The organism is Selenomonas sp. oral taxon 137 str. F0430 (assembly GCF_000183625.1).
Lineage (GTDB): Bacteria > Bacillota > Negativicutes > Selenomonadales > Selenomonadaceae > Centipeda > Centipeda artemidis.
The window spans coordinates 227,763-249,309 of the sequence record NZ_AENV01000005.1 but is presented as its reverse complement, the minus strand read 5'-3'; the positions used below and the strand labels follow the sequence as shown (position 1 = coordinate 249,309).

The window sequence follows — 21,547 nt, the reverse complement described above, 5'->3', positions numbered from 1 at the left end:
GACCGTATGCCGGCGTATCTTCAAAAGATGTGGACAATCCCCGTGCCATGCTTCCCTTCACTCCACGAAAAAATCCGCCTGTACCAACGACCATAGTCAGGCGGATGAACATCCGCAGAAATCAGAAATCCGGCAGAATATATTCCTGCCGGAGGTACGTCTGTATTTCATCTTGGACGTAATCCCCTCCCCATCGCTCGCAGGTACTGATTCTTGAAACAATTCAAAAATCAACGGTGATGTTGAAACAGGCAAGTCTCCTGGCTTAGATTCATCGCCGCGTCAAACCTTCCCGGATCTCTCCAGTGGCATATTTTGACGGGCTCCTCTTACAGTGGCGGGACCGCTCCGGCTTTGACCGGATTCCTTTTGAAGTCTTGCGACACCTATTCCCTATCATATGCAATTTTTATGTTTATATTAGCATTATTGTTTTTTTTTGTCAATAAGAGTTTTCAGGTTGCATTCATATTTAACGATAATAAAATACTTTATAATAAATAAGCAGGAAATCCGGCTGCGCAACAGCTAAATTTCCTGCTTCATTTCATGTACTGTAAGCTGCGCTGCAAACCCTAACACCCGAGATCGTCCGCCCCATTTTTGGCAATAAAATACCGGCGGAAAGCTGAACCTCTCCTAAATGCTGAAGTACGTAAAGCGCATACTTTACATAAATAACAGACCTCAGTCGGTACCCCGGCTTAGGATCGTCGCCCATTCATCCCTTTGTAAGAGGACTACGATGAATAAACTCCCCTTCACGGCTGCGCTACAGCGTTGAAATCACATCAAACTTCCCCGTAAAGCTTTGCAGCAAGTCACAAAACACCTGATGTCCTTATTCAATTTTTACGATAAATAATATTCGGTAAATCCCTCCCATTATATATAAATCTATCTTATTCTACCATAACGGTAAAGTAATTTCAACCCAATTATAAATTTTTACATACAATTCGTCAAGCCATATACTTCATTTCTCCACGCGCACACGATCCATCTCCGTACCGTCAGGCAGGAAGCACGCGATCTCAATGCCGGTCGCGCCGACCTCCATCGTGAGGTAGTTGTCGGTCTCGGGCTGCGGGAGCGTCACATCGTCCATCGCATGATCCAGCCACAGATTCGGATAGCGGACGTTGCCCGCGACACCCGTGAGGATGTAGAGCGGCCCCCTTTTGTCCGGCTGCTTTGCGAATCCGTAGATATGCCCGCGATTGGGATAGGTGTGCAAGTGCGCCGTATATACGATGTCTATGCCCAGTTCGTCAAACAGCGGCATCCATAGGTTCCCGTCCTCGCTGAATCCCTCCGTGCGCTCGGGACGCCCGTTGATGCGGTATTGCAGGACATCTTTGTGCATCATGACGATGTTCCACTTGTTCCGATGCGCTGCCATGTCGCGGCGGATCCATGCCTGCTGTTCCTCCACGAGCCCGGGGATAAAGTCGTCAAGCTCCTGCTGCATTGTGTTGAGGACGATGTAATGGACGCTGCCGAAATCAAACGAGTAGTAGTACCGCTCGAACTGCGTGCTGCCGTTCGCGGGCACGTCGAAATAGTGCAGGTACGCCTCCGGCAGGCGCACCTTCCAATCACGGTTATACGTTTCATGATTGCCCATCACGGGGACGAAGGGCAGCGCGTACAGCATGTCGGCGTCAAATCCCTCGAACCACGCCGCCCACTGCGAACGATCCTCTCCGTTGTCCACAAGGTCACCCATGTTGCAGTAGACGGCCGCATCACGGTTGCGCTCCCACGCGCCGCGCGCCACATTCTGCCAGTCCGTATAGTCGCTCGACTGTGAATCCGGGAAGATGATCATTTTATACGGTGCGTCCTCGGCAGGTGCCGCGAGCGGCATCCACGCCGTCGCAGCATCACCGGCGCGCACGCGGTATTCGTACGACGTGCCGGGCGTCAGCTCGTCAATCGCCGCTGCGTATTGATAGACGGTCACGCCGTCGTCTGTAAAGCCCGCATCGCACACATCAAAAGAACGCGTCTCCGTCTGCCCCGCCGTGCGCAGCTCGACGACCTGATCCGCCGCAGGCGTGGGCATCTCCCACATGAGGACGCGCGCACGCCCCGTATCCTGCGTGACGATCTGCCGCAGATAATTTACGCGCAGCTCGGCAAAGAGTTTGCGCTCCGCTGTCTCCACAACCGTGCGCCCGCAGCCCGTCCCCAAAAAGAGCGCGCCGCTCGCAGCGAGAACGCCCGCCGCAGCCGCACCTTTGATAAAGGAGCGCCGACTCAAACGTCGCTCCGTCCGGTTATTTTCTCCCATCATAGTCCCCTTGATTCAGTCAAATATCTGTCTGTCAATATAATCCTAGGAGCGCACTCTAAGTCAATAGTACGCCCTAAATTTTTACCATGGTGCCATACTCCGCCGAACGTTCTCCGCACGCTTTGTTTTCGTTGACATTGGACGCTTTGAGATATATGATATAGGTGTTGTTTTATGTCTGTGCACATGAGCAGGAGGATATGATGATAGAGCGTTATACGCGGCCGGAGATGGGTCGTCTCTGGTCGATCGAGAATGAGTGGCAGACCATCCTGAACGTCGAGATCGCGGCGTGCGAGGCGATGGCGGAGCTGGGCGAGATCCCCGCCGCTGCCGTGGAGAACATCCGCCGTACGGCGAAGTTCGACGTCGCCCGCATCAACGAGATCGAAAAGACGACCGACCACGACATCATCGCCTTCCTCACGAACCTTGAGGAAAATGTCGGCGAGGATTCGAAATACATCCACAAGGGACTGACCTCGAGCGACGTGAAGGACACGGCGTACTGCATCATGATGCGCGATGCCGCGGGGCTGATCCTTACGGGGCTGTGTAAGTTCCGCGAAGTGCTCCGCCGCCGTGCGGACGAGTTCCGCCATACACCGTGTATCGGACGTACGCACGGCATCCATGCGGAGCCTATGACGTTCGGACTCAAGCTCCTCCTCTGGAGCGCAGAGATCGAGCGCGACATTGAGCGTCTGACGCGCGCGCAGGAGATTGTCTCGGTCGGCAAGCTCTCGGGCGCGGTCGGCACCTACTCCAACATCGACATGCGCATCGAGGAGCTGACGTGCAAACGTCTCGGTCTCACGCCCGTCCGTCTCGCAACGCAGGTCATCCAGCGCGACCGCCACGCCGAGCTCGTCACGACGCTTGCGATCATCGCGGGCACGATGGAGAAGATCGCGACCGAAATCCGCAACCTCCAACGCACGGATATCCGCGAGGCGGAGGAGTTCTTCAAGGCGGGACAAAAGGGCTCGTCCGCGATGCCGCACAAGCGCAATCCCATCAATTGCGAGCGCGTCTCGGGCATGGCGCGGCTCGTGCGCGGCAACGCCGTCGCGGCGCTCGAGGACATGACGCTCTGGCATGAGCGCGACATCTCGCACTCCTCCGTCGAGCGCGTCATCCTGCCGGACAGCACGATCAACGTGGACTACTGCCTCGCAAAGCTGACAAACATCGTCGACAAGCTCCTCGTCTATCCCGATGCGATGCTCCACAACATGGGGCGCACGGGCGGGCTCATCTACAGTCAGCGCATCCTCACTGCGCTCGTTAATAAGGGCGTCATGCGCCAGACAGCGTATGTATGGGTGCAGCGCAACGCCATGAAACGCTGGCTCGAGAAAGAGGATTTCCGCACGAATGTCGAGCGGGACGAGGACATCTCCAAGCATCTGACAACACAGGAGATAGACGACTGCTTTGATTATAAGTATTTCCTCCGCAATGTGGATGAAATCTTCAAGCGTTTTGACCTGTAAAGGGAACAGGTTTTGATAAAAAAAGGGGACTGAGCATATGTCAACCATCGTTATCACAGGTACGCAGTGGGGCGACGAGGGAAAGGGAAAGATCGTCGACTATCTCGCGGAGCAGGCGGATACCGTCGTTCGCTATCAGGGCGGCTGCAACGCGGGACACACGGTCGTCGCCGCAGGTGAGGAGTACAAGCTGCGCCTGCTGCCGTCGGGCATTCTCTACAAGGGGACGCATAATATCATCGCGAACGGGGTCGCCTTTGATCCCGAGGTCTGTTTGCAGGAGATGGATGCTCTCGCATCGCGCGGCATCGACGTGTCGCATATCCGCATCTCCGACCGCGCCCATGTAGTCATGCCCTACCACCGCCTGATGGACGGCATCGGCGATGCGCAGCGCGGCGCGGACAAGATCGGCACGACGGGGCGCGGCATCGGCCCCTGCTACATGGATCGCGACGACCGCGTCGGCATCCGCGTCTGTGATCTCATGGACGGCGACGAGTTTGCGAAAAAGCTCAAAAAGAACCTCGCGCGCAAGAACGCTGAGCTCGCGGCGGCATACGACCACGCGCCCCTCGTCTACGAGGAGGTGCTCGCCGAGTACAAGGGCTACGCCGAGCGTCTGCGCCCGCTCGTCACCGACACAATCCCGCTGATCAACGAAGAGATCGCAGAGGGGCGCAAGATCCTCTTTGAGGGCGCACAGGCGACGATGCTCGACATCGACTACGGCACCTATCCGTATGTCACCGCCTCGCATCCCATCTCGGGCGGCGTCACCATCGGCGCGGGCGTTGCGCCGAAGAAGATCGATACGGTCATCGGCGTCGTCAAGGCATACTGCACGCGCGTCGGCGAAGGCCCTTTCCCCACCGAGCAGCTGAACGACATCGGCGAGGAGCTGCGCCGCGCAGGGCACGAGTTCGGCACGGTGACGGGGCGTCCGCGCCGCACGGGCTGGCTCGACGCCGTTGTCGTCCGCCACGCGGGGATGCTCTCGGGCATCGACTACATGGCGGTCACGCGTCTCGATATCCTCGACGGATTTGACGAGATCAAGATCTGCACGGGCTACCGGCACAAGGGCGATGTGCTGAAGGGTGTCCCCGCGAGCCTGAACGTCCTCGCCGAGGTCGAGCCGATCTACGAGACCTTCCCGGGGTGGAAGACCGACATCTCCAGCATCCGCAGCTACGACGCGCTCCCCGAGAACGCGCGCCGCTACCTCACGCGCATGGCTGAGGTCACGGGCATCGCCCTCGGCATCGTCTCCGTCGGTCCCTCGCGCGAGCAGACCATCGTGCTCGCGGAGAAGTTGTTCTAACGACACAGCATATAGAAAAACGGCACAGATCACGCATCACGCGCCTGTGCCGTTTTCGTATGCATTACAAGTTTTTCACATTGTCTAGACGACGACAATCCCCAGCAAGATGGCAAAGAACAGTGAAATGATGGAGAGCAGCCAAAGCCACGGCATACAGAACCGCAGGAGATCCTTGATGGAGATACCTGCGAGGCCGCAGCAGAGGAAGGTCGTCGCCGCGTGCGGCGTGACGAGGACGGCAAAGTTCTTGCCGATCAGCATAGCGTGCGACATGTTTTCGGGAGAGATGCCGTACTGCTCGCCGACGCCGATCGCAAGCGGCAGGAGGCCGAAGAAATACGGACTCGTGCCGAGCATCATACCAATCGGCACGGCGAATATTCCCATGACGATATGGAAGTACGGCCCGAGGAATCCCGGGATGATCATGACGAGCGTCTCGGCCATCGCCTCGAGCATCTTGCTGCCCGTCAATACGCCGAGGAACACGCCTGACGCGAGGAGGATCATCGGCACGCCGAGCGCCTCACCCGCATGTGCGCGAATACGCGCCCCCTGCATCTTCGGATCGGGGAAGTTCACGATAAGAGCAATGGAAAGCCCGATCATGAAGGCGGCATACAGCTGAATCTTCGTAAAGCAAAGCAGTGCGATGACACCGACCGTGAGTAGGAGATTGAACCAGAAGAGTTTCGGGCGCTTGAGCGCCGCCGCTTCCTCCGCGGTGACCTGCTTCGCGGACGAGGCGTCCTCATCGAGCTGCGCCGCCTTGCCCGTCGGCACGGCGCCCGCGCCGCGCCGTTTTTCCAGAATGCCCATAAAGGCGGCGAAGACGAGCACCATGCCGATGCCGACGATTTGCAGTGGGATCAGCGTGTGCCAGAGTGCATTGACGTCCGTATCGAGGATCACTCCGACGCGTGCGACGGGACCGCCCCACGGCAAGAGGTTCATGATACTCATCGCCGCGCCGATGATGACGCAGAGGACGACAGGACGGATATGCAGTCGTTTGTAGATTGGCAGCATCGCGGGGATCGTCACGAGCAGCGTTGCGGCGAGCGCGCCGTCGAGATGGGCGATCGTGGCGATGCACGCCGTCGCCACCGTGACGAGAACGACGTTCGATCCCGCGTGTTTTACGAGGAAGTCGACGAGCGGATCGAACAGCCCGACCTCCGACATGATGGAGAAATAGACGATGGAGAAGATAAAGAGCACGGCGACCGGCATGGTCGTCGTTACGCCGCTCTTGACGAACTCTGCAATCTGCGCAAAATCAAAGCCGCAGACAATGGCGCAGACGATCGGCACGATGACAAATACCGGCGTCGGATGCGCCTTCGTTTGGAGCAGGCAGTAGATGATCAGAAAAATCATGACAAAGCCGGTGATGGCCAACAGCATAAAAGTCCCTCCTTTTGCGTATTTCATCAGCACGCGGAAACATTATCCGTCCGCGCGTTCGAGTGCATAGAGAAAATAAGTGACGGCAAGGAGATCCGCCGATCCGCCCGGACTGATCCACTTGCGAATGAAGTCCTCGTCCATCTGCAGGATTGCCGCGCGGCCTTCGGGTGCCGCCATTCCGCCGAGCGCTTCGGCGCGGCGCGCTGTCGCCTGCACTTCGTGCAGGACACCGAGGTGGTGGCGGCTGAGGATATTCGTATCATCATTAAGTGTGATGAGCGTAACGAGAACGTCGACGAGTGCGTCGTTCATGGGCAGCCCCTGATCCATCAGTGCGCGATAGAGCGGCAGGGCGATACGGCGCACAAGAGGGAACCCTGCCTCTGCTGTCCCGCGCGCGCCCGTCGCACCGCAGGCGAGATACGCCGCGTCTCCTTTTGTCTCGGGAGCGCAAGCATCCAGACCATCGAAGTGGCGGCGGCAGATCCCCGCACAGATCTCCTGAACGAGATCAAGCACACACTCCGCCGTGCATTTTTTACCCCGCCGCAGCGCCAGCCCCGCAGCGCCAAGGAGCACGCCGAAGCTAAAGATCGCCCCCTTGTGTGTGTTGACGCCGCCGGTACGTGCAAACATCGCGCGCTCCGCCTCCAAACCGACGCGCCGGAGCGACGTAAGCAGCGCGGGTGCGTCGGTCGTATGCTCTATGCCCGTGCGGACGAAGACGGGCAAGAACGGTGCGATCGCCGCCGCCGAGATCTGAAAGGTAAAGAAGTCCATATCTGCATGTGCACCGCAGTTCGCGCGGTCGACAAGCCCGGGTTTCGGCGTCGCCGCCGCCTCCACGAGCAGAGCCTCGAGCGCGAATGATGCGATGTACGCGGCTCGATCCATCCTTTCGTCACCTCACTCCCTTGCATCGTGAAAATTGATCCGGCAGGCGCCGCGGGGGTGTCTCGCTCCCCTCCGGGCACGATTCCCGAGGGCATTCCCCACCGACCGATCCTTAGATCTGCAGCGGCTTGATTTTACGTACGACATCGAGGATCGTTCCGTCTCGCGCCTCGAGCACGGCGATGACCCGGTCTTCCCATTCGAGTTCGTCAGGCGTGCCGACAAGGCTGTATGCCTTTTCCTGCAGCGCCTCGATCGTCGTATGCGCGATGCCCGCCGCGTCAAGACATGCGACGAGATCTCTGCGCATGGGGTTGACCGCAATGCCATAATCTGTCACGACAACGTCCACACAATCGCCCGGTGTTGTCACCGTAACGACTTTCTTGCAGACGGTCGCCATGCGCCCGCGTACGAGCGGCGTGACGATGATGCAGCATTTGCTCCCCGCGGCCGTATCCGGGTGTCCGCCCGGAGCGCCGCGCAGCACGCCGTCCGAGCCGGTCAGCACATTGACGTTGAAGTCCGTATCGACTTCGAGCGCCGCGAGCACGACGAAATCCAGCTTGTTCACATACGCGCCCTTATTCGCGGGGTTCGCATACTCGCTTGTAGAGATCTCAAGGTGTTTGTCCGGATGAGCGGCGAGATGTTCGATTGCCTTTGTGTCAAAATCCTGGGTATCGAGGAGTCTCCGCACGAGCCCCTTGTCCATGAGATCGCAGATCGTTGCCCCCATACCGCCGAGCGCAAAGCCCATCACAATGCCGCGTTCGCGCATATAGGTCTCGAGATAGCGGTTGACTGCGAGCGAAGGGCCGCCGACACCGGTTTGGAAGGAAAATCCGTCCTTAAAATACGGGGTTGCGGCGATGATCTTCGCACAGTTCTCCGCCATCATCAGATTGCGCGGATCCTCCGTGACGCGCGCTTCTTTCGTGCCGATTTTTTTCGGATCGCCGATCTCCTCTACAACCACGACATAGTCCACGTCGATCGCCGCGATCGGCGCGGGCGAATTGGGAAACGGGACGAGCGTATCCGTGACGACGACGACGTGATCGGCATAGCGCGAATCAGCGACCGCATAGCCGAGTGTTCCGCAGTTGTTCTTTCCGCCCGTGCCGTTCGCGTTGCCGTAGTCATCAGCCGCAGACGCCGCGATAAAGCTGATATCGATCGTAAGCTCGCCTGTCTCAATCGCACGCGGGCGCCCGCCGTGACTGCGGATGATCGCAGGCGTCTTGAGCTTGCCGGCGGAAATCACCTCGCCGATGCGGCCGCGTACACCGGAGGACTGAACACCAATGATCTTCCCCTGCTCGATGTAGTCCGCGAGGAGATCCTGCGCGCTGCCGAGCGAAGTTGTTGCAACGGTGAGATCCTTCAGCCCCATCTCCTCCACGAGTACCTTCATGACCATGCTCGTCACATAGTCACCGTTGCGGAAGGAATGATGGAACGAGACGGTCATGCCGTCGCGCGCGCCGCATTTCTCACACGCCTCGCGGATCGAAGCGACGACCTTCGACGCCTGCGGCCGCTCCGCTCGGCGCACGCGCGGCCCGGCCTTGCGGAAATATTGACCGTCCTTATGATATTTCCCCCGGTAAACCTCTTTGCCGTCCGTCAGAAGTGTGTCCGGAATTTCTCTGCCCACTGCGTTTTTCATCAAATCGCCTCCTTTACAAATCGCCGTGATAGACGCCGCATGCCTTCGCGAGCGCGATGATGCGCTGTGCATCCTCAATGAAGGGAATATCGACCATTTTCCCGTTGACCGTATAGACGCCGACGCCCTGCTTCGACTGCTCCTCATAGCTGCGGACGTAGAGCTCCGCCGTTGCGATCTCTGCGGGCGTGGGCGCGAAGGTCTCGTGCACATAGGCGATCTGACGCGGATTGATGAGACTCTTGCCGTCAAATCCCATCTCGTGATCGAGCCGCACCTCCGCGCGGAAGCCCTCCTCGTCGTCGAGCGCCGTGAACACAGTATCAAAGCACTGGATGCCCGCCGCGCGCGCCGCGAGAAGCATGAGGCTGCGCGCCGTGTTGATCTCGACACCGCCGGGCACGGGACGGACGTGCATGCTTTTCCGGAAATCGCCGCCCGAGATCGCGACGCCGAGCATGCGCTCCGACGCCGTGCAGATCTCGGCCGCGTTGAGAATGCCTTTCGGGCTTTCGAGCGCCGCCATGAGGAGCGTACGGCCGGTCTCGACGCCAAACTCCTCCTCGGCCGCGCGCACATGTTCCTCGACAAGGCGCACGTCCGCCGCGCTCTCGCATTTCGCGATGCGCACGCCGTCCGCGCCGGCCGCGACGCTCACGCGGACGTCCTCCTGCCAGTGCGGCGTCTCCAGCCCGTTCATGCGCACAAGCACCTCGGTATCGCCGTAATCGACGCTTTTGAGCGCATGGTAGAGCGAGAACCGCGCCGCGTCCTTCTGGTTCTCGGCGACTGCGTCCTCCAAATCGAGAATAATGCTGTCGACGCCGTAAATATAAGCGTCCTTGATGAGTCCCGGCTTCTGCGCATTCATGAAGAGCATCGTGCGGCGCAGCCGGAACCGCTGCGGTTTCGGTCTTGGGATCATCTGACGACACCTCCCCACGGAACGTCTCTGGCCGATGCTTCTGCGCTGCGGAATACGGCGCACTCCACGCGTGCCTTGATCGTGCAGTCGAGAGCGCCCTTATCGACGACCTGCACGCGCGCCGCTGTGACGCCGAGACGTTCCAGTGTTGCAAGAACCGTACGACGAATCGCGCGCCCGTATTGATTCATGACGCTGCTCTCGACGGTCAGCTCGATGCCGTCCGTCCCCGGTGCAACCGTGACCTGCGCATCGCTCGACTCAAGTGTACCGGCGATTGCAGATTTCTGAATCTCCATCGCATTTCCTCCTTTCATTTATGATACCATTAAACCACGAATTCCCCGTGCTTGTAAAAGTTCTCTTTTTCTGTTCACGCCATTCCCTTTTGGAATGTTTCTATGGTGTTTTGTCAGTACGAGCGGTATAATGAAGAAAAATACGAAGACATCTGCCCTGCAGAATGCACTGCATCTGGGCCGAAGACCATCGCGTCATGCCGCCGAAGAGAGGGAGTCGTATGGATGTTCAGGATTTCAGTCTGCTCGTGACACTTGCGCGCACGCGCAATATCACGCATGCGGCAGAGGAGCTTTTCATCACTCAGTCGTCGGTTTCTAAACGAGTGCGACATATTGAGAAGGAACTTGGCATCGTTCTCCTCCTGCGTTCGCGGCAGGGCATCCAGTTTACGCCCGCGGGCGAAATCGTCCTCGCGCACGCGCGTACCGTCCTCCACGAAGTCAACACGATGCACCGCGCGCTCAAAGATCGACAGGGCGTTGTGTCCGGCACGCTGCGTGTCGGCGTCTCGATCAACTATGCCGTGTACCGCCTGCCCGCACGACTGCATCTTTACCGGAGCCGCTATCCGCTCGTACAGACGCAGTTCGTCACGTGCTCGAGCCAAGATGTCTTTTCACGGTTCCTCGCGGGAAAGGACGAGGTCGCTATCCTGCGCGGCGAGCACTCCGACTGGATCGGTCCGCGCATGTTCCTGGGGCGCGAACCGATCTGCGTCATCACAAGCAAGGAGGATGCGAGCCGCCCGCTGCGCGAATTCAGCCAGGTCACACGCCATACGGACACCGAGATGGCGCGCGACATCACCCAGTGGATGAAAGAAAACCGCATTCCCCCGGCAAAAAGCCATATCGCCGCGAACAGCACAGCCACCTGCATGGAGATGGTACGACAGGGACTCGGCTGGAGCATCGTGCCGCAGATCTGCCTTGCGCAGTTCGACGGCTGCGTTCGCCCGATGTACTTTGCCGACGGCACGCCGCTCATGCGCGCCACCTACCTCTTTTACACCGCACAGGCGGAGGAGCTTCCGCAGGTGCGCGCCTTCATCGACATGTTCCGCTGATCCGCAAAGGAGTCCGATATGTCCGACATCTCCGTGATCTATCCCTCCGACCGTGCAGGGATCGCCGCCGTCCGCGCCCTTCTCGCAAAAGAGGGTCTGCGTCTCGACCCGCGGCTCGACTACACATGCGCCGTCTATGACGGGCACCGCGCCGTCATCGCGACGGGCAGCTGCGCGGGAAATACACTGCGCTGTCTCGCCGTGGACGCTGCCCGGCAAGGCGAAGGACTGCTGAACGCACTGCTGACCCATCTCCTCGACGTGCAGCAGGCACGCGGCAACAGCCCCGTCTTTCTCTATACCAAATGTGCATCCGCCCAATTCTTCGGCGACCTCGGCTTTTACGAGATCGCGCGCGTGCCGGATCACGTTGTCTTTATGGAAAACACCCGCTGGGGCTTCTCCGATTACCTGAAAAAATTACGGGCGGAAACGCCTGCGGGGGATGCGGCGCGCATCGCCGCCATCGTCATGAACGCGAACCCCTTTACCCTCGGGCACCAATATCTCGCGGAGCACGCCGCACAGGAGAACGACCGCGTGCACCTCTTCATCGTCAGCGAGGACGCGAGTTTTTTCCCGCACGATGTGCGCGTCCGACTCGTACGAGAAGGAACCGCACACCTGTCGAACGTCGTTCTGCATGAGAGCGGCTCGTATATCGTCAGTCAAGCGACCTTCCCGAGCTATTTCCAAAAAGACGAAGACGATGCGATCCGCGGGCACGCACAGCTGGATCTCGCCGTCTTTACAAAAATCGCCGCGGCGCTCCGCATCACGCGCCGCTATGTCGGAGCGGAGCGCGCAAGCCGCGTGACGAGCCTTTACAACGAGACCATGCGGACGCTCCTGCCGCAGGCGGGCATTGCATGCGAAATCATTCCGCGCAAAGAATACGCAGGGATGCCTATCAGCGCGTCCACTGTGCGCCGCTGTATTAAGGACGATGACCTTTCCGCGCTGGCCGCGCTCGTTCCGCCGTCCACCCTTGCCTATCTGCGATCGGAGGAGAGCGCCCCCGTGCGCCGCGCCATCGCGAAGGCGGAGGATGTCGTACATTACTGAAACCGCGCGCGGCACGTCCATACGCCGATCAGAGAAAGGAACGCCTATGCTGCACGGCACCCCCGTTGATCTCACCGCTATGCTCGCCGCACGCGAAGCGCGCGCCCTGCGTCAGCGGGATCTCTTGGCGCGCTTTCATGCGCCGCTGCTCTCGTACACGCTCAACATCCCCGGCCCCGTCAAGACCTCCGCAGACATTCGCCGCGCCTTTGACGCGGGGCTCGACGCACTCACCGCAGCGCTGGCGAAGCGAAACATCCCGTGCATCGCGCGGGAAGAGCGGCACGAGGCGACAGGCGACGAAGCCATACTCGCGCTCCGCGCCGCCCCCGAAGAAATCAAGTCTATTGCCGTGACCTTGGAGGAGACGCACCCGCTCGGCAGACTGTTCGACATGGATGTCCTCGATGCGGCGGGCGAAAAAATCACGCGACGCGTCCCGCGCCGCTGTCTCCTCTGCGGCAGACAGGCGCAGGACTGCGCGCGCAGCCGCCGCCACAGCGTCGCGCAGCTGCAGGAAGTGGTCGAACGCCTCCTCCGCACAGACTATGAAATGCCTCCGCCCGCGTGAGCGTCATACGGCTCAGCAGTCTTTCCGGCGCATCATCCCCCGTCTAAACAAAAAGAACCGCTCCGTACCGAGTTTCAAATCGCGTCGGTACAGAGCGGCTCTTTTATGATATGTTGATTTTATCGTATCACAGCGTCCCCAATAATCCCGCTTCCTCGAAAAACGCCCGATAATACTCCGCCTTCTTCTCGAGCTTCATCGGATAGGCGCGCGAGGTGGACGGCAGGCGCGTGACGAGGAGGTCGCGGGCGCCGCAGCGTGCGGAGATCGTCGTGCCCGTCTTGACGTCCTTTGCCTTGACCTCGGCGTCGAGCAGGGAGAGCAATATCTCCGTCGCCTTCCCGCCCGTCGTGCAGATGCGGCGGCATTCGGGAATGTCGCCGAGCACCGCAGCGATGTCGACGGTCTCGACGACGTCGAGGTAGGCGTCGGATGCGTTGCCGTGCCGGCGAATGGCGCGCTTCACCGTCGGGCAGGAGGCAATGCCCTCCTCCATGAGGAATGCCTTGATGCGGTCGGCGTCAAACGCCTTTGCCTCCGGCACCTGAAAGTGCTGCACGTCTCCGAAGAATACGAGCCCGTAGACGCGCCACATGTCGTTTTGAAAGTTCGGGTAGTGGAACGCCATCGCGCGCTTCTCCGCGCTTGGCGGGAAGCTCCCCATCATCATGACCGTCGCACGGGGCGGCAGAAACGGCGGAAAGGGGCGCAGTTCTATTTCCTGTATGCTGTTTTCCATCCGATTCCTCCTAAAGAAATAACCGCCCATCCGGACAATGAGCGGTTGTTTTAAGTAAAAGCAAGCGATTCTTGGAAAGATGCCGCCCGAGGGGCGTTCTTTCTATACCCATTGTAACAGCTTGTTCATCATCTCGCAAGTCCAAAATACCGTATTGCATCCAATACAGACGTTCGCTATAATATCATAGGAACGTTCCCCGGACTTGGCGGTATCTTTCCCCCGAAAGGGGGTGGTAGGTATGACCATAGTGAATGCGATTGTATTGCTCATCGCAGCGACCGGTTACCTACTAGTTCTTACAAAGAAATAACCGCCCATCTCCACAATGTGCGGTTAATATAAAATAAACGCTTAATTTTGGAAATATGCCGCCCGAGGGGCGTTCTTTCTGTTCTCATTATAACAGCTTACGCGTCTCCTGACAAGCACAAAAATACGCTGCTCATATTAGAGCAGTCCGAGCGCGCGCTGTACGATGATGGACGTTCCCGCGACAGCGATCCAGCAGACGAGCCCGAGGGCGAGCGGCCGCAGCCCGTTCTTTACGAGCGATGCGAGGTCGGTGTTCAGCCCGATGGCGCTCATCGCCATGACGATGGCAAACTTACCCAGCGCGCCGAGTCCGTGCGACACCTCCGCCGGCAGGACGCCCGTCGTATTCACGATGCAGGCGAGGACAAAGTAGAGGACGAACATCGGGAAGATGCGCCGCAGGGAGAACCCCTCGCCCGTCTCCTTCGCGCGGCGCGAAACGAGCAGCGCAAAGAAGAGACAGACCGGCACGATCATCAGCGTACGCGTGAGTTTCACGATGGTCGCGTACGCGCCCGCCTCGTGACTGTACGCGTAGCCCGCCGCAACAACGGACGAGGTGTCGTTGATGGCGGTGCCCGCCCACATGCCGAATCCCGCGTCCGTCATGCCCCAGCTGTGCCCGATGGCGGGGAAAATAAAGACCGCGAGCACATTAAAGAGGAAAATCGTCGCAATCGAAATCACGACGTCCCGATCCTTCGCCCCGATGACGGGCGCAACGGCGGCAATCGCAGAGCCGCCGCAGATGGCGGTGCCCGCCCCGACGAGCGACGTCATATCGCGGTCGAGTCCGAGCGCTTTCCCCATGAGAAACGCCGCGCCGAACGCCGCGATCAATGTGAATATCATGACGTAGAGCGACTGCGCCCCCACCTCGGCGACGTGAAAGAGATTCATCTCAAAGCCAAGCAGGATGATGGCATACTGCAAAATCTTCTTGCCCGTAAAGCGAATGCCGCTCTCCACCGACTTCGGACGGCGGCGCCGCGCAAACAGCATCCCGATGAGGATGCCGAACACGGGACCGCCGACGATGGGGAAATAGCCACCGAGTACATAGGCGGCAATCGCAAAAATGAGCGTGTAGAGGATGCCCTTCAGATCTTCCCGTTTCATCCAAAATCCTTTCTATCGAGGAACACCGTCACGAAAGCAGCTCCGCCCACTCCTTCTCGCGAAATCCCGTGAGAATCCCCTTCGGCGTGATGATCAGGGGACGCTTGACGAGCATCCCGTCCGTGGCGAGCAGTGCGTACTGCTCCTCCTCCGTCATCGCGGGCAGCTTGTCCTTCAGCCCGAGTTCCTTGTATTTCAGTCCGCTCGTGTTGAAAAACCGCTTCAGCGGCAGCCCGCTGCGCTCATGCCACGCGCGCAGTTCGTCTGCCGTCGGCGGCTCCGCCTTGATGTCGCGCATCGGTGCGCCGCAGCCATGCGCCCGCAGGAACTTCTCCGCCTTTTGGCAGGTCGAGCACTTCGGGTAGCCGATGAATAGAATATCCTTTGTCATATGATGTTCCTCCCTCATACTTACATATCTTCGGCGCGGGCGATACGATGCAGTATCGTTCCTGCCAGTTCCTTCGCCCTAGCAAAATCTTCTTCCGTGAGCACGATCAATACATAGTTGTCGCTGCCGACATCCTGCGCCGCAAGTACATAGCCGCGCCACGCGTCATTCAGGGCTTTGCACCACTGCTCTATATTTTCGGTCTCACCAAGCATATCTTCATGGATTGCGACCGGCAGACCTGCGGTCAATTGCTTTACGGCAGAGAGAAAATCGGCTTTTCCACTTTTGGCGTCAAGCGCAGTCGCCCTTCCTCTTCGCAGCAGTTCTTCAGAAAGCCGCATCCATGCGGTTTCGATCTCCTCCGGGTCTGCCTTCCCAATGAATTGCTTGGCATACCCCGCATCGCCCGTCAGCAGCTCCGCTAAGGCGGCAAAGGACGCCGCGCGTTTTTCCGCATCGTTCTCCGGGACTTCAACGTATGTGCCGGATTCGGGAAGCCGGCGATCCTTCACGAAATTTCGCATCATCCGCACGGCATCTTCATAGCGCAAGTCGGTGATCCGATATTTTTTATCCCGGACGTCCAGATATAAATCCACACGCTCTTGACGTGCCCCGACAACCGCTTGCATCAGCGTGCAGCCGCCGATCTCATGCGGTGGACGTATCTCCGTATACATGATATGTCCATCCCGCATCGCGCGGAGCGAATTATCGATGCCCGTGATATGGAAGCCGCTGCGGTCATAGATCGGGCTTTTTATGTGCCAGTCTTCATAGGTATGAAATACTTTTTCCTGAATCAGGTGATAGAAATTCATCGTAACCACACTGCCCTTTACGCGCGCTCATCGGCAATTGAAATATATCGCCGCTTCCACTTCATTATACAAGCACGGAAAAATTTTTCAACTTTTTCTTTTTGACCTATTGACTTTTTGACTTTTCGTTGTATAATAACAATCAGAAGGCGGGCGATGAAGAAAGCCCCCCTTCCAAAACAGACAGTGAACGGCGCGCGGCTCTCCAAACGGTACGCGCACCGGAATAAAGCACAACGAGGAGTTGATCATCATGTTTGGATTGGTACCTTTTTCCGGGCGGCGCGGACTCAGCCGCAATGACAGCGCGAATCCCTTCGCACTTTTTGACGCGATGCGCGATTCCTTCTTCCACGACGGATTCCCCGCGGCGAACTGGGGCGCGGGCTCGTTCAAGGTGGACGTGAAGGATGCGGACGATCACTATGAGCTGACCGCCGACCTGCCGGGCATGGCAAAGGAGGACATCAGCCTCAACTACGAGAACGGCTATCTGACGATCGCCGCCACCCGCAGCGAGTCGAAAGACGAGAAGGATGACGCGGGCAACTACATCCGCCGTGAGCGTCACACGGGCGAGGTGAGCCGCTCGTTCTACATCGACGGCATCGACGACGCGAACATTCACGCGGAGTTCAAGGACGGCGTATTGCAGGTGAACCTGCCCAAAGCCGCCGGCGAAGCGCCGCGCAAGCAGATCGAGATCCACTGACGCGCAGCGTCGTTCCCTGCGAGCGTGCGCGTTATTTCCCATAAGTTCCCATAGTGAAAGACAGACGATCACCTGCCGTTTGGCAGGTGTCTCGTCTGTCTTTTTGTATGCTGTTTTCTGTCGTACGGCAAGGGTACGCAGCAACGCTTTTCAGGTATTTTTCTGCTGCGTCATGCCTTCCTATGTCGGTTCCGTACGCTCCCCGGGTGTTCTTCGCACATGCGCTCCCAATCTGCCGGCGGGATGTCGCTGACTTCTCCCGCGGCACGCGCGAGCGCATAGATCTTCATAACTTCTTCGCCCGCTTCGATCAGCGCGACAGCCTCTTCCAGCGTCGCTCCCACGGCAATACACCCATGGTTTGCAAGGAGCAGCAGATCGCGGTGCGCGATCGCCTCCTCGATGCCGTCCGCAATTGCGGGCGTGCCCGGCTGTCCGTAGGGCAGGCAGGGAATATCCTCAAAGAGAAGCCCAAAGGTGGTGGAGCAGCGCAGACGGATTGACCGACTGCAGAAGGCATAGGCTGTGAGATACGGTGCGTGGACGTGCACGGCGGCACTGCAGTCCGGCCGCGCGTTGAGCGCCGCCCGATGGAGCAAATATTCGCTTGACCGCCTGCAGTTGCCGCCGACCTGTTCATCGCCGCGCATGACGGCGATCATATCGGGCGTAAGCAGGGATTTTCTCTTGCCGGAGGGCGTAATGTAGAGTTTCCCCTCCGTCCGATCCAGCACGGAAATATTCCCTTCCAGGGAGTTTACCAAGCCCTTCTCATCCAGCAGCTTGGCGTAGAACACAACCTCTTCCGCTTTTGTCATGCGCTGTCACCCCACAATATTTCCGTACATCCGGCGTATCCACTTCTTTATTTCGCGATCGCCGCAGAATTTCCTTCTGCGCGCCTGCGCCGGAGTCTCGCGTCAGTCGAACTTTATCCCTGCCCGTAGTACGCATTCTTTCCGTGCTTATTCATTGCCAATCGGCACCCGCGTTAGCCTTTCTCCGCAAAAGCAGCGGCAACCATCTCGGCCAGAAGCATCAGCGGCTGCGGCAGCCACCGGTCTTTCACCGCGAGGATCTGCAGCTCCATGTTCATTTCATAATCCACAACATGAAGGGGGACGACACGATGATCGCAAATCGCATTGGCAACCGTGACGGCCGGTAATATGGATATCCCAAGCCCGGCCGCGACAAAGTCGATGATGGTCTTGCTCGTACCGATTTCGAGCCGATCATATAAAAAAAGCCGGCGCGCGGCCAGATCATCTTCCAGCTGCTTGCGGTAGTTTGTTCCCCGTTCAGTCAGGATCCACGCGGTCTTCGTCAACTCCTCCAGGCGGACAGGACGGTGTGCAAAGGAATTGCCCGGAGCTGCAATAAATTGTATGGGAGACGGCGCATGATACAGGAGGCGTATGTTCGGTATTTCGCTGAACCGATCGAGGAGGATCGCCATATCGATGCCGCCCCGCAGGAGTTCCTGCCGGAGCTGCGGCGCCGTGCTCACATGCACTTGCAGCCGAACATGCGGATACCGCTGCAGGAACGCACCGATGCTGTTCATATAATGCGATGTGGCAATCGTTTCAATAACACCGATGAAAAAGATTCCTTCCGGCTCTGCAGATCCGCGGAACTGTGCCAGGGTCTCTTGTTCCAGGGCAATCATGCGATTTGCATGCCACAAGAAGGCACGCCCGGCACTCGAAAGAGCCACACGGCGTCCCATACGAATAAACAACTCTGTACCAAGTTCCTCCTCCAACAGGCGAATCTGCTGTGTTACCGTTGACTGCGCATAGTTCTGCCGCTGTGCCGCCTCGGTAAAGCTTCCCGTCTCAGCCGCATAAACGAAGGTCTTAATGTTCCGCAGCTCCATAAATCCCCCCTCCTTTCCATCATTTTTTTCGATAAAGAAATTTACTATTCTCAATTTTACTTAAGTATTTCTTTTATGATACCATAAATATAGAAAGACGCAACCGTTATTCTGCCGCTGTATTTCCTGTTTGGAGAAAGGAGCTTTGCCGTGGAAATCATCAAAGCCGTCAACGGCATCTTTTGGGGCTGGCTGATTGCCGGGCTCCTGCTTTCATGCGGTATTTTCTACACGATCCGCCTCGGCGTGCCGCAGGTACGGTACTTCACCCAGCTTGTACCGAATCTCTGGAAGGCCAGCCGCGACGCGACAGGCGTCAGTGCATTCGGCGCGCTCTGCTCGGCCATCGGCAGCGAAGTCGGTGCGGGCAGTCTCGTCGGCGTTGCAACGGCGCTCGCCTCGGGCGGTCCCGGCGCGATCTTTTGGATGTGGGTAACGGCCATCCTCGGTATGCCCATCATGTTCGGTGAGGCGGTACTCGCGCAGATGTTCCGTGTGCGAAACGAGGATGGAACAACGTTTCGCGGAGGTCCCGCATACTACATGAGACGAGGGCTGAACGCCCGCGTGCTCCCCATCCTCTTTTCTGTCTCGGTCATTCTCGGCAACGGCGTCGTTTACTGCATGGTACAGAGCAACTCCATCGCGGGGTCGTTCAGCGGTCAAGCCGCGCTCCCGCCGCTCGGTGTCGGGGCAGTGCTCGTGATCCTTACGGCGCTCGTTATCTTCGGCGGCATCAAACGACTATCCACCGTCGCGTCCTACGTCGTTCCCTTCATGGCATTCGCCTATATCATCCTTGCGCTCATCGTGCTCGTGACGCACGCTGAGTGGATTGCCGATATGCTCCGCCTTATCTTCGACTCCGCATTCGGTATTCAACAGGCGGCGGGCGGGGCGCTCGGCTACACGGTACAGGAGGCATTCCGCTATGGCGTCGCACGAGGGCTGTTCAGCAATGATGCAGGCGCCGGAACGACTCCGTCCATGCACGCGGCGGCGAATGTCAAGCATCCTGTGAACCAAGGGCTTTCCGGAATGCTCGGTGTTTTCGTGACGACGATCATCGTCTGCAGCTGCACGGCATTCTGTATCCTGCTCTCGGGCGCCCTGAACGGTGATCTGAAAGGGATCCAGCTGACACAGGCCGCATTCTCCGCTTCGTTCGGCGATCTCGGCTACTGGCTCGTCGCCGCTGCGATGTTCCTGTTCGGCTATACAACGCTGCTGGCCAATATGTATTACGGTGAGGTGAATACGCGCTACCTCTTCCCGGACAAGGAACATGCCGTAACCGCATATCGCATCTTTGCACTTGCGCTGATCCTTTTCAGCTCTATCGTCCCCGTCACTTCCATGTGGGAGTTCTCCGATCTGTTCGGTGCTCTCATGGTGCTTTTCAACGTTATCGCATTGTTCCGTCTGTCCAAATACGTAGTCTTTGCGCTCAAAGACTACCGGCAGAAGAAGAAAACGACCGATACGCCGCTATGGGACTATGACGCGGACGTCGTCGAACTCTATCGCAGCCGCAGCAACTGAACATGTAAAGGAGTCAACATTATGAAGGATCTCAAAGAAACCTGCCGTCTTGGTCTCATTCAGGCAGCCCCCGTCATGTTCGACAAAGCAGCGTCTCTCAAAAAAGCACTCGAATGGATTGAAAAGGCTGCTGAGAAAGACGCCGAGCTCATCGTATTCCCCGAGCTGTTCCTCCCCGGATACCCCTTCGGCATGACCTTCGGGTTCACCGTTGGCAGCCGCAGCGAGGACGGACGCAAGGATTGGAAACTCTACTATGACAACTCCGTTGTTTGCCCGGGGGCAGAAACCGCCGCCATCGGCGCCGCGGCAAAGAAGCACCATGCCTACATCAGCATCGGTGTCTCTGAACGTGACGATACGACGGGTACACTCTACAATACAAATCTGATGTTCACACCCGACGGTGCGCTTGCCTCCGTCCACCGCAAGCTCAAGCCGACCGGCGCGGAGCGCTTTGTCTGGGGCGACGCGAACCGCGGCTACTTCCCCACGATCGACAGTCCATGGGGGCCGTTGGGAAGCCTCATCTGCTGGGAGAACTATATGCCGCTCGCGCGCGCGGCACTCTACGACCGCGGCGTGAACATCCTCATCGCGCCGAACACGAACGACGTTCCCTCGTGGATCAACACGGTACAGCACATCGGGCTTGAAGGTCGCTGCTACTTCATCAACGCGGACATGGTCTTCACGCGGGACGACTATCCCCGCGCCCGGCTGCACTGCTCCGAGGAGATTGATCGGCTGCCTGAGATTGTCTGCCGGGGCGGCAGCTGCGTGATCGATCCATTCGGCAATTTCTATACCGAGCCCGTCTGGGACAAAGAGGAGCTCATCGTCACGACGCTCGACCTCGGCAAGGCTGCGTCTGCCAAAATGGAGTTTGATCCCTGTGGCCACTACGCACGTCCCGATGTACTCGAACTCAGGATCAACGACAAATAAACTCTGCAGGCGCCAAATTCTGCACAAACGGATGAGGAGAGCAGTAT

General features: G+C 58.4%; 20 protein-coding genes and 1 riboswitch. Of the genes, 8 read left to right on the top strand and 12 right to left on the bottom strand.

The features are described 5' to 3' along the window. Positions 1 to 232: 232 nt before the first annotated feature. Positions 233 to 405: riboswitch (cobalamin riboswitch) on the bottom strand. A gap of 571 nt (positions 406 to 976) precedes the next feature. Continuing rightward, on the bottom strand, positions 977 to 2,296 hold the full coding sequence (locus tag HMPREF9162_RS02540) for a metallophosphoesterase (protein ID WP_009752740.1): 1,320 nt from the start codon (positions 2,294 to 2,296) through the stop codon (positions 977 to 979). 206 nt (positions 2,297 to 2,502) lie between these two features. On the opposite strand from HMPREF9162_RS02540, the gene purB reads away from it, so the two are divergent. After that, the gene (purB, locus tag HMPREF9162_RS02535) at positions 2,503 to 3,795 is read left to right on the top strand and encodes an adenylosuccinate lyase (RefSeq protein WP_009438316.1); all 1,293 of its coding nucleotides are present in this window, start codon (positions 2,503 to 2,505) and stop codon (positions 3,793 to 3,795) included. A 37-nt stretch (positions 3,796 to 3,832) separates the two neighbouring features. After that, positions 3,833 to 5,119, top strand: a complete 1,287-nt coding sequence (locus HMPREF9162_RS02530) for an adenylosuccinate synthase (RefSeq protein ID WP_009752579.1) — start codon at positions 3,833 to 3,835, stop codon at positions 5,117 to 5,119. A gap of 84 nt (positions 5,120 to 5,203) precedes the next feature. On the opposite strand, the gene HMPREF9162_RS02525 is transcribed toward HMPREF9162_RS02530, so the two are convergent. From HMPREF9162_RS02525 to citD, 5 genes are all read right to left on the bottom strand, one after another. After that, positions 5,204 to 6,529 carry a CitMHS family transporter gene (locus tag HMPREF9162_RS02525; RefSeq protein ID WP_009438284.1) on the bottom strand — a complete coding sequence of 442 codons (1,326 nt, stop codon included), beginning with the start codon at positions 6,527 to 6,529 and terminating at the stop codon, positions 5,204 to 5,206. Positions 6,530 to 6,571: 42 nt separating this feature from the next. After that, positions 6,572 to 7,426, bottom strand: coding sequence for a triphosphoribosyl-dephospho-CoA synthase CitG (citG, locus tag HMPREF9162_RS02520; RefSeq protein WP_009438214.1), 855 nt, complete (start codon positions 7,424 to 7,426; stop codon positions 6,572 to 6,574). A 112-nt stretch (positions 7,427 to 7,538) separates the two neighbouring features. Continuing rightward, positions 7,539 to 9,098: a citrate lyase subunit alpha gene (citF, locus tag HMPREF9162_RS02515; protein ID WP_009752718.1), complete on the bottom strand. Its 1,560-nt coding sequence runs from the start codon at positions 9,096 to 9,098 to the stop codon at positions 7,539 to 7,541. A gap of 13 nt (positions 9,099 to 9,111) precedes the next feature. After that, positions 9,112 to 10,023: an aldolase/citrate lyase family protein gene (locus HMPREF9162_RS02510; RefSeq protein WP_009438274.1), complete on the bottom strand. Its 912-nt coding sequence runs from the start codon at positions 10,021 to 10,023 to the stop codon at positions 9,112 to 9,114. Then, the gene (gene citD / locus HMPREF9162_RS02505) at positions 10,020 to 10,322 is read right to left on the bottom strand and encodes a citrate lyase acyl carrier protein (protein WP_009752555.1); all 303 of its coding nucleotides are present in this window, start codon (positions 10,320 to 10,322) and stop codon (positions 10,020 to 10,022) included. The genes HMPREF9162_RS02510 and citD overlap by 4 nt, the downstream gene beginning before the upstream one ends. A gap of 221 nt (positions 10,323 to 10,543) precedes the next feature. Between citD and HMPREF9162_RS02500 the strand changes: the two genes are divergently transcribed. Genes HMPREF9162_RS02500 through citX form a run of 3 tightly spaced genes read left to right on the top strand, consistent with a single transcriptional unit; the run spans position 10,544 to position 13,028 of the window. Beyond that, entirely contained in the window at positions 10,544 to 11,392 is an 849-nt protein-coding gene (locus tag HMPREF9162_RS02500; protein WP_009658611.1) for a LysR family transcriptional regulator, read from the top strand. 18 nt (positions 11,393 to 11,410) lie between these two features. Next, positions 11,411 to 12,457, top strand: a complete 1,047-nt coding sequence (gene citC / locus HMPREF9162_RS02495) for a [citrate (pro-3S)-lyase] ligase (protein ID WP_009752506.1) — start codon at positions 11,411 to 11,413, stop codon at positions 12,455 to 12,457. 46 nt (positions 12,458 to 12,503) lie between these two features. Beyond that, a complete protein-coding gene (citX, locus tag HMPREF9162_RS02490; RefSeq protein ID WP_009438271.1) occupies positions 12,504 to 13,028 on the top strand; it encodes a citrate lyase holo-[acyl-carrier protein] synthase in 525 nt (174 codons plus the stop codon). Positions 13,029 to 13,155: 127 nt separating this feature from the next. On the opposite strand, the gene HMPREF9162_RS02485 is transcribed toward citX, so the two are convergent. The 4 genes from HMPREF9162_RS02485 to HMPREF9162_RS02470 form a co-directional block, all read right to left on the bottom strand. Next, positions 13,156 to 13,767, bottom strand: coding sequence for a DNA glycosylase (locus HMPREF9162_RS02485; RefSeq protein WP_009752746.1), 612 nt, complete (start codon positions 13,765 to 13,767; stop codon positions 13,156 to 13,158). Between the two features lie 450 nt (positions 13,768 to 14,217). Next, the gene (locus tag HMPREF9162_RS02480; protein ID WP_009752735.1) at positions 14,218 to 15,201 is read right to left on the bottom strand and encodes a YeiH family protein; all 984 of its coding nucleotides are present in this window, start codon (positions 15,199 to 15,201) and stop codon (positions 14,218 to 14,220) included. A gap of 28 nt (positions 15,202 to 15,229) precedes the next feature. Further along, a complete protein-coding gene (locus tag HMPREF9162_RS02475) occupies positions 15,230 to 15,592 on the bottom strand; it encodes an arsenate reductase family protein (RefSeq protein WP_009658728.1) in 363 nt (120 codons plus the stop codon). Between the two features lie 20 nt (positions 15,593 to 15,612). After that, positions 15,613 to 16,416, bottom strand: coding sequence for a DUF6630 family protein (locus HMPREF9162_RS02470; RefSeq protein ID WP_009752613.1), 804 nt, complete (start codon positions 16,414 to 16,416; stop codon positions 15,613 to 15,615). Between the two features lie 253 nt (positions 16,417 to 16,669). Here HMPREF9162_RS02470 and HMPREF9162_RS02465 point away from each other — a divergent pair, with 253 nt between their 5' ends. After that, positions 16,670 to 17,128, top strand: a complete 459-nt coding sequence (locus HMPREF9162_RS02465; protein WP_009438245.1) for an Hsp20/alpha crystallin family protein — start codon at positions 16,670 to 16,672, stop codon at positions 17,126 to 17,128. Between the two features lie 170 nt (positions 17,129 to 17,298). On the opposite strand, the gene HMPREF9162_RS02460 is transcribed toward HMPREF9162_RS02465, so the two are convergent. Together HMPREF9162_RS02460 and HMPREF9162_RS02455 are read right to left on the bottom strand one after the other, a co-directional pair. After that, positions 17,299 to 17,946 carry a class II aldolase/adducin family protein gene (locus HMPREF9162_RS02460; RefSeq protein WP_009752540.1) on the bottom strand — a complete coding sequence of 216 codons (648 nt, stop codon included), beginning with the start codon at positions 17,944 to 17,946 and terminating at the stop codon, positions 17,299 to 17,301. A gap of 173 nt (positions 17,947 to 18,119) precedes the next feature. Then, the gene (locus HMPREF9162_RS02455; RefSeq protein WP_009438262.1) at positions 18,120 to 19,010 is read right to left on the bottom strand and encodes a LysR family transcriptional regulator; all 891 of its coding nucleotides are present in this window, start codon (positions 19,008 to 19,010) and stop codon (positions 18,120 to 18,122) included. A 150-nt stretch (positions 19,011 to 19,160) separates the two neighbouring features. On the opposite strand from HMPREF9162_RS02455, the gene HMPREF9162_RS02450 reads away from it, so the two are divergent. Both HMPREF9162_RS02450 and HMPREF9162_RS02445 read left to right on the top strand, forming a co-directional pair. Beyond that, on the top strand, positions 19,161 to 20,552 hold the full coding sequence (locus HMPREF9162_RS02450) for a sodium:alanine symporter family protein (RefSeq protein ID WP_009752770.1): 1,392 nt from the start codon (positions 19,161 to 19,163) through the stop codon (positions 20,550 to 20,552). A 21-nt stretch (positions 20,553 to 20,573) separates the two neighbouring features. Further along, positions 20,574 to 21,500, top strand: coding sequence for a carbon-nitrogen hydrolase family protein (locus HMPREF9162_RS02445; protein WP_009752716.1), 927 nt, complete (start codon positions 20,574 to 20,576; stop codon positions 21,498 to 21,500). The last annotated feature ends 47 nt before the right edge of the window (positions 21,501 to 21,547 follow it).

What these genes read in the sequence shown, in the direction of transcription:
- HMPREF9162_RS02540 (WP_009752740.1), bottom strand. Translation starts at nt 2,296, where the DNA reads ATGGGAGAAAATAACCGGACGGAGCGACGTTTGAGTCGGCGCTCCTTT.
- purB (WP_009438316.1), top strand. Translation starts at nt 2,503, where the DNA reads ATGATAGAGCGTTATACGCGGCCGGAGATGGGTCGTCTCTGGTCGATC.
- HMPREF9162_RS02530 (WP_009752579.1), top strand. Translation starts at nt 3,833, where the DNA reads ATGTCAACCATCGTTATCACAGGTACGCAGTGGGGCGACGAGGGAAAG.
- HMPREF9162_RS02525 (WP_009438284.1), bottom strand. Translation starts at nt 6,529, where the DNA reads ATGCTGTTGGCCATCACCGGCTTTGTCATGATTTTTCTGATCATCTAC.
- citG (WP_009438214.1), bottom strand. Translation starts at nt 7,426, where the DNA reads ATGGATCGAGCCGCGTACATCGCATCATTCGCGCTCGAGGCTCTGCTC.
- citF (WP_009752718.1), bottom strand. Translation starts at nt 9,098, where the DNA reads ATGAAAAACGCAGTGGGCAGAGAAATTCCGGACACACTTCTGACGGAC.
- HMPREF9162_RS02510 (WP_009438274.1), bottom strand. Translation starts at nt 10,023, where the DNA reads ATGATCCCAAGACCGAAACCGCAGCGGTTCCGGCTGCGCCGCACGATG.
- citD (WP_009752555.1), bottom strand. Translation starts at nt 10,322, where the DNA reads ATGGAGATTCAGAAATCTGCAATCGCCGGTACACTTGAGTCGAGCGAT.
- HMPREF9162_RS02500 (WP_009658611.1), top strand. Translation starts at nt 10,544, where the DNA reads ATGGATGTTCAGGATTTCAGTCTGCTCGTGACACTTGCGCGCACGCGC.
- citC (WP_009752506.1), top strand. Translation starts at nt 11,411, where the DNA reads ATGTCCGACATCTCCGTGATCTATCCCTCCGACCGTGCAGGGATCGCC.
- citX (WP_009438271.1), top strand. Translation starts at nt 12,504, where the DNA reads ATGCTGCACGGCACCCCCGTTGATCTCACCGCTATGCTCGCCGCACGC.
- HMPREF9162_RS02485 (WP_009752746.1), bottom strand. Translation starts at nt 13,767, where the DNA reads ATGGAAAACAGCATACAGGAAATAGAACTGCGCCCCTTTCCGCCGTTT.
- HMPREF9162_RS02480 (WP_009752735.1), bottom strand. Translation starts at nt 15,201, where the DNA reads ATGAAACGGGAAGATCTGAAGGGCATCCTCTACACGCTCATTTTTGCG.
- HMPREF9162_RS02475 (WP_009658728.1), bottom strand. Translation starts at nt 15,592, where the DNA reads ATGACAAAGGATATTCTATTCATCGGCTACCCGAAGTGCTCGACCTGC.
- HMPREF9162_RS02470 (WP_009752613.1), bottom strand. Translation starts at nt 16,416, where the DNA reads ATGAATTTCTATCACCTGATTCAGGAAAAAGTATTTCATACCTATGAA.
- HMPREF9162_RS02465 (WP_009438245.1), top strand. Translation starts at nt 16,670, where the DNA reads ATGTTTGGATTGGTACCTTTTTCCGGGCGGCGCGGACTCAGCCGCAAT.
- HMPREF9162_RS02460 (WP_009752540.1), bottom strand. Translation starts at nt 17,946, where the DNA reads ATGACAAAAGCGGAAGAGGTTGTGTTCTACGCCAAGCTGCTGGATGAG.
- HMPREF9162_RS02455 (WP_009438262.1), bottom strand. Translation starts at nt 19,010, where the DNA reads ATGGAGCTGCGGAACATTAAGACCTTCGTTTATGCGGCTGAGACGGGA.
- HMPREF9162_RS02445 (WP_009752716.1), top strand. Translation starts at nt 20,574, where the DNA reads ATGAAGGATCTCAAAGAAACCTGCCGTCTTGGTCTCATTCAGGCAGCC.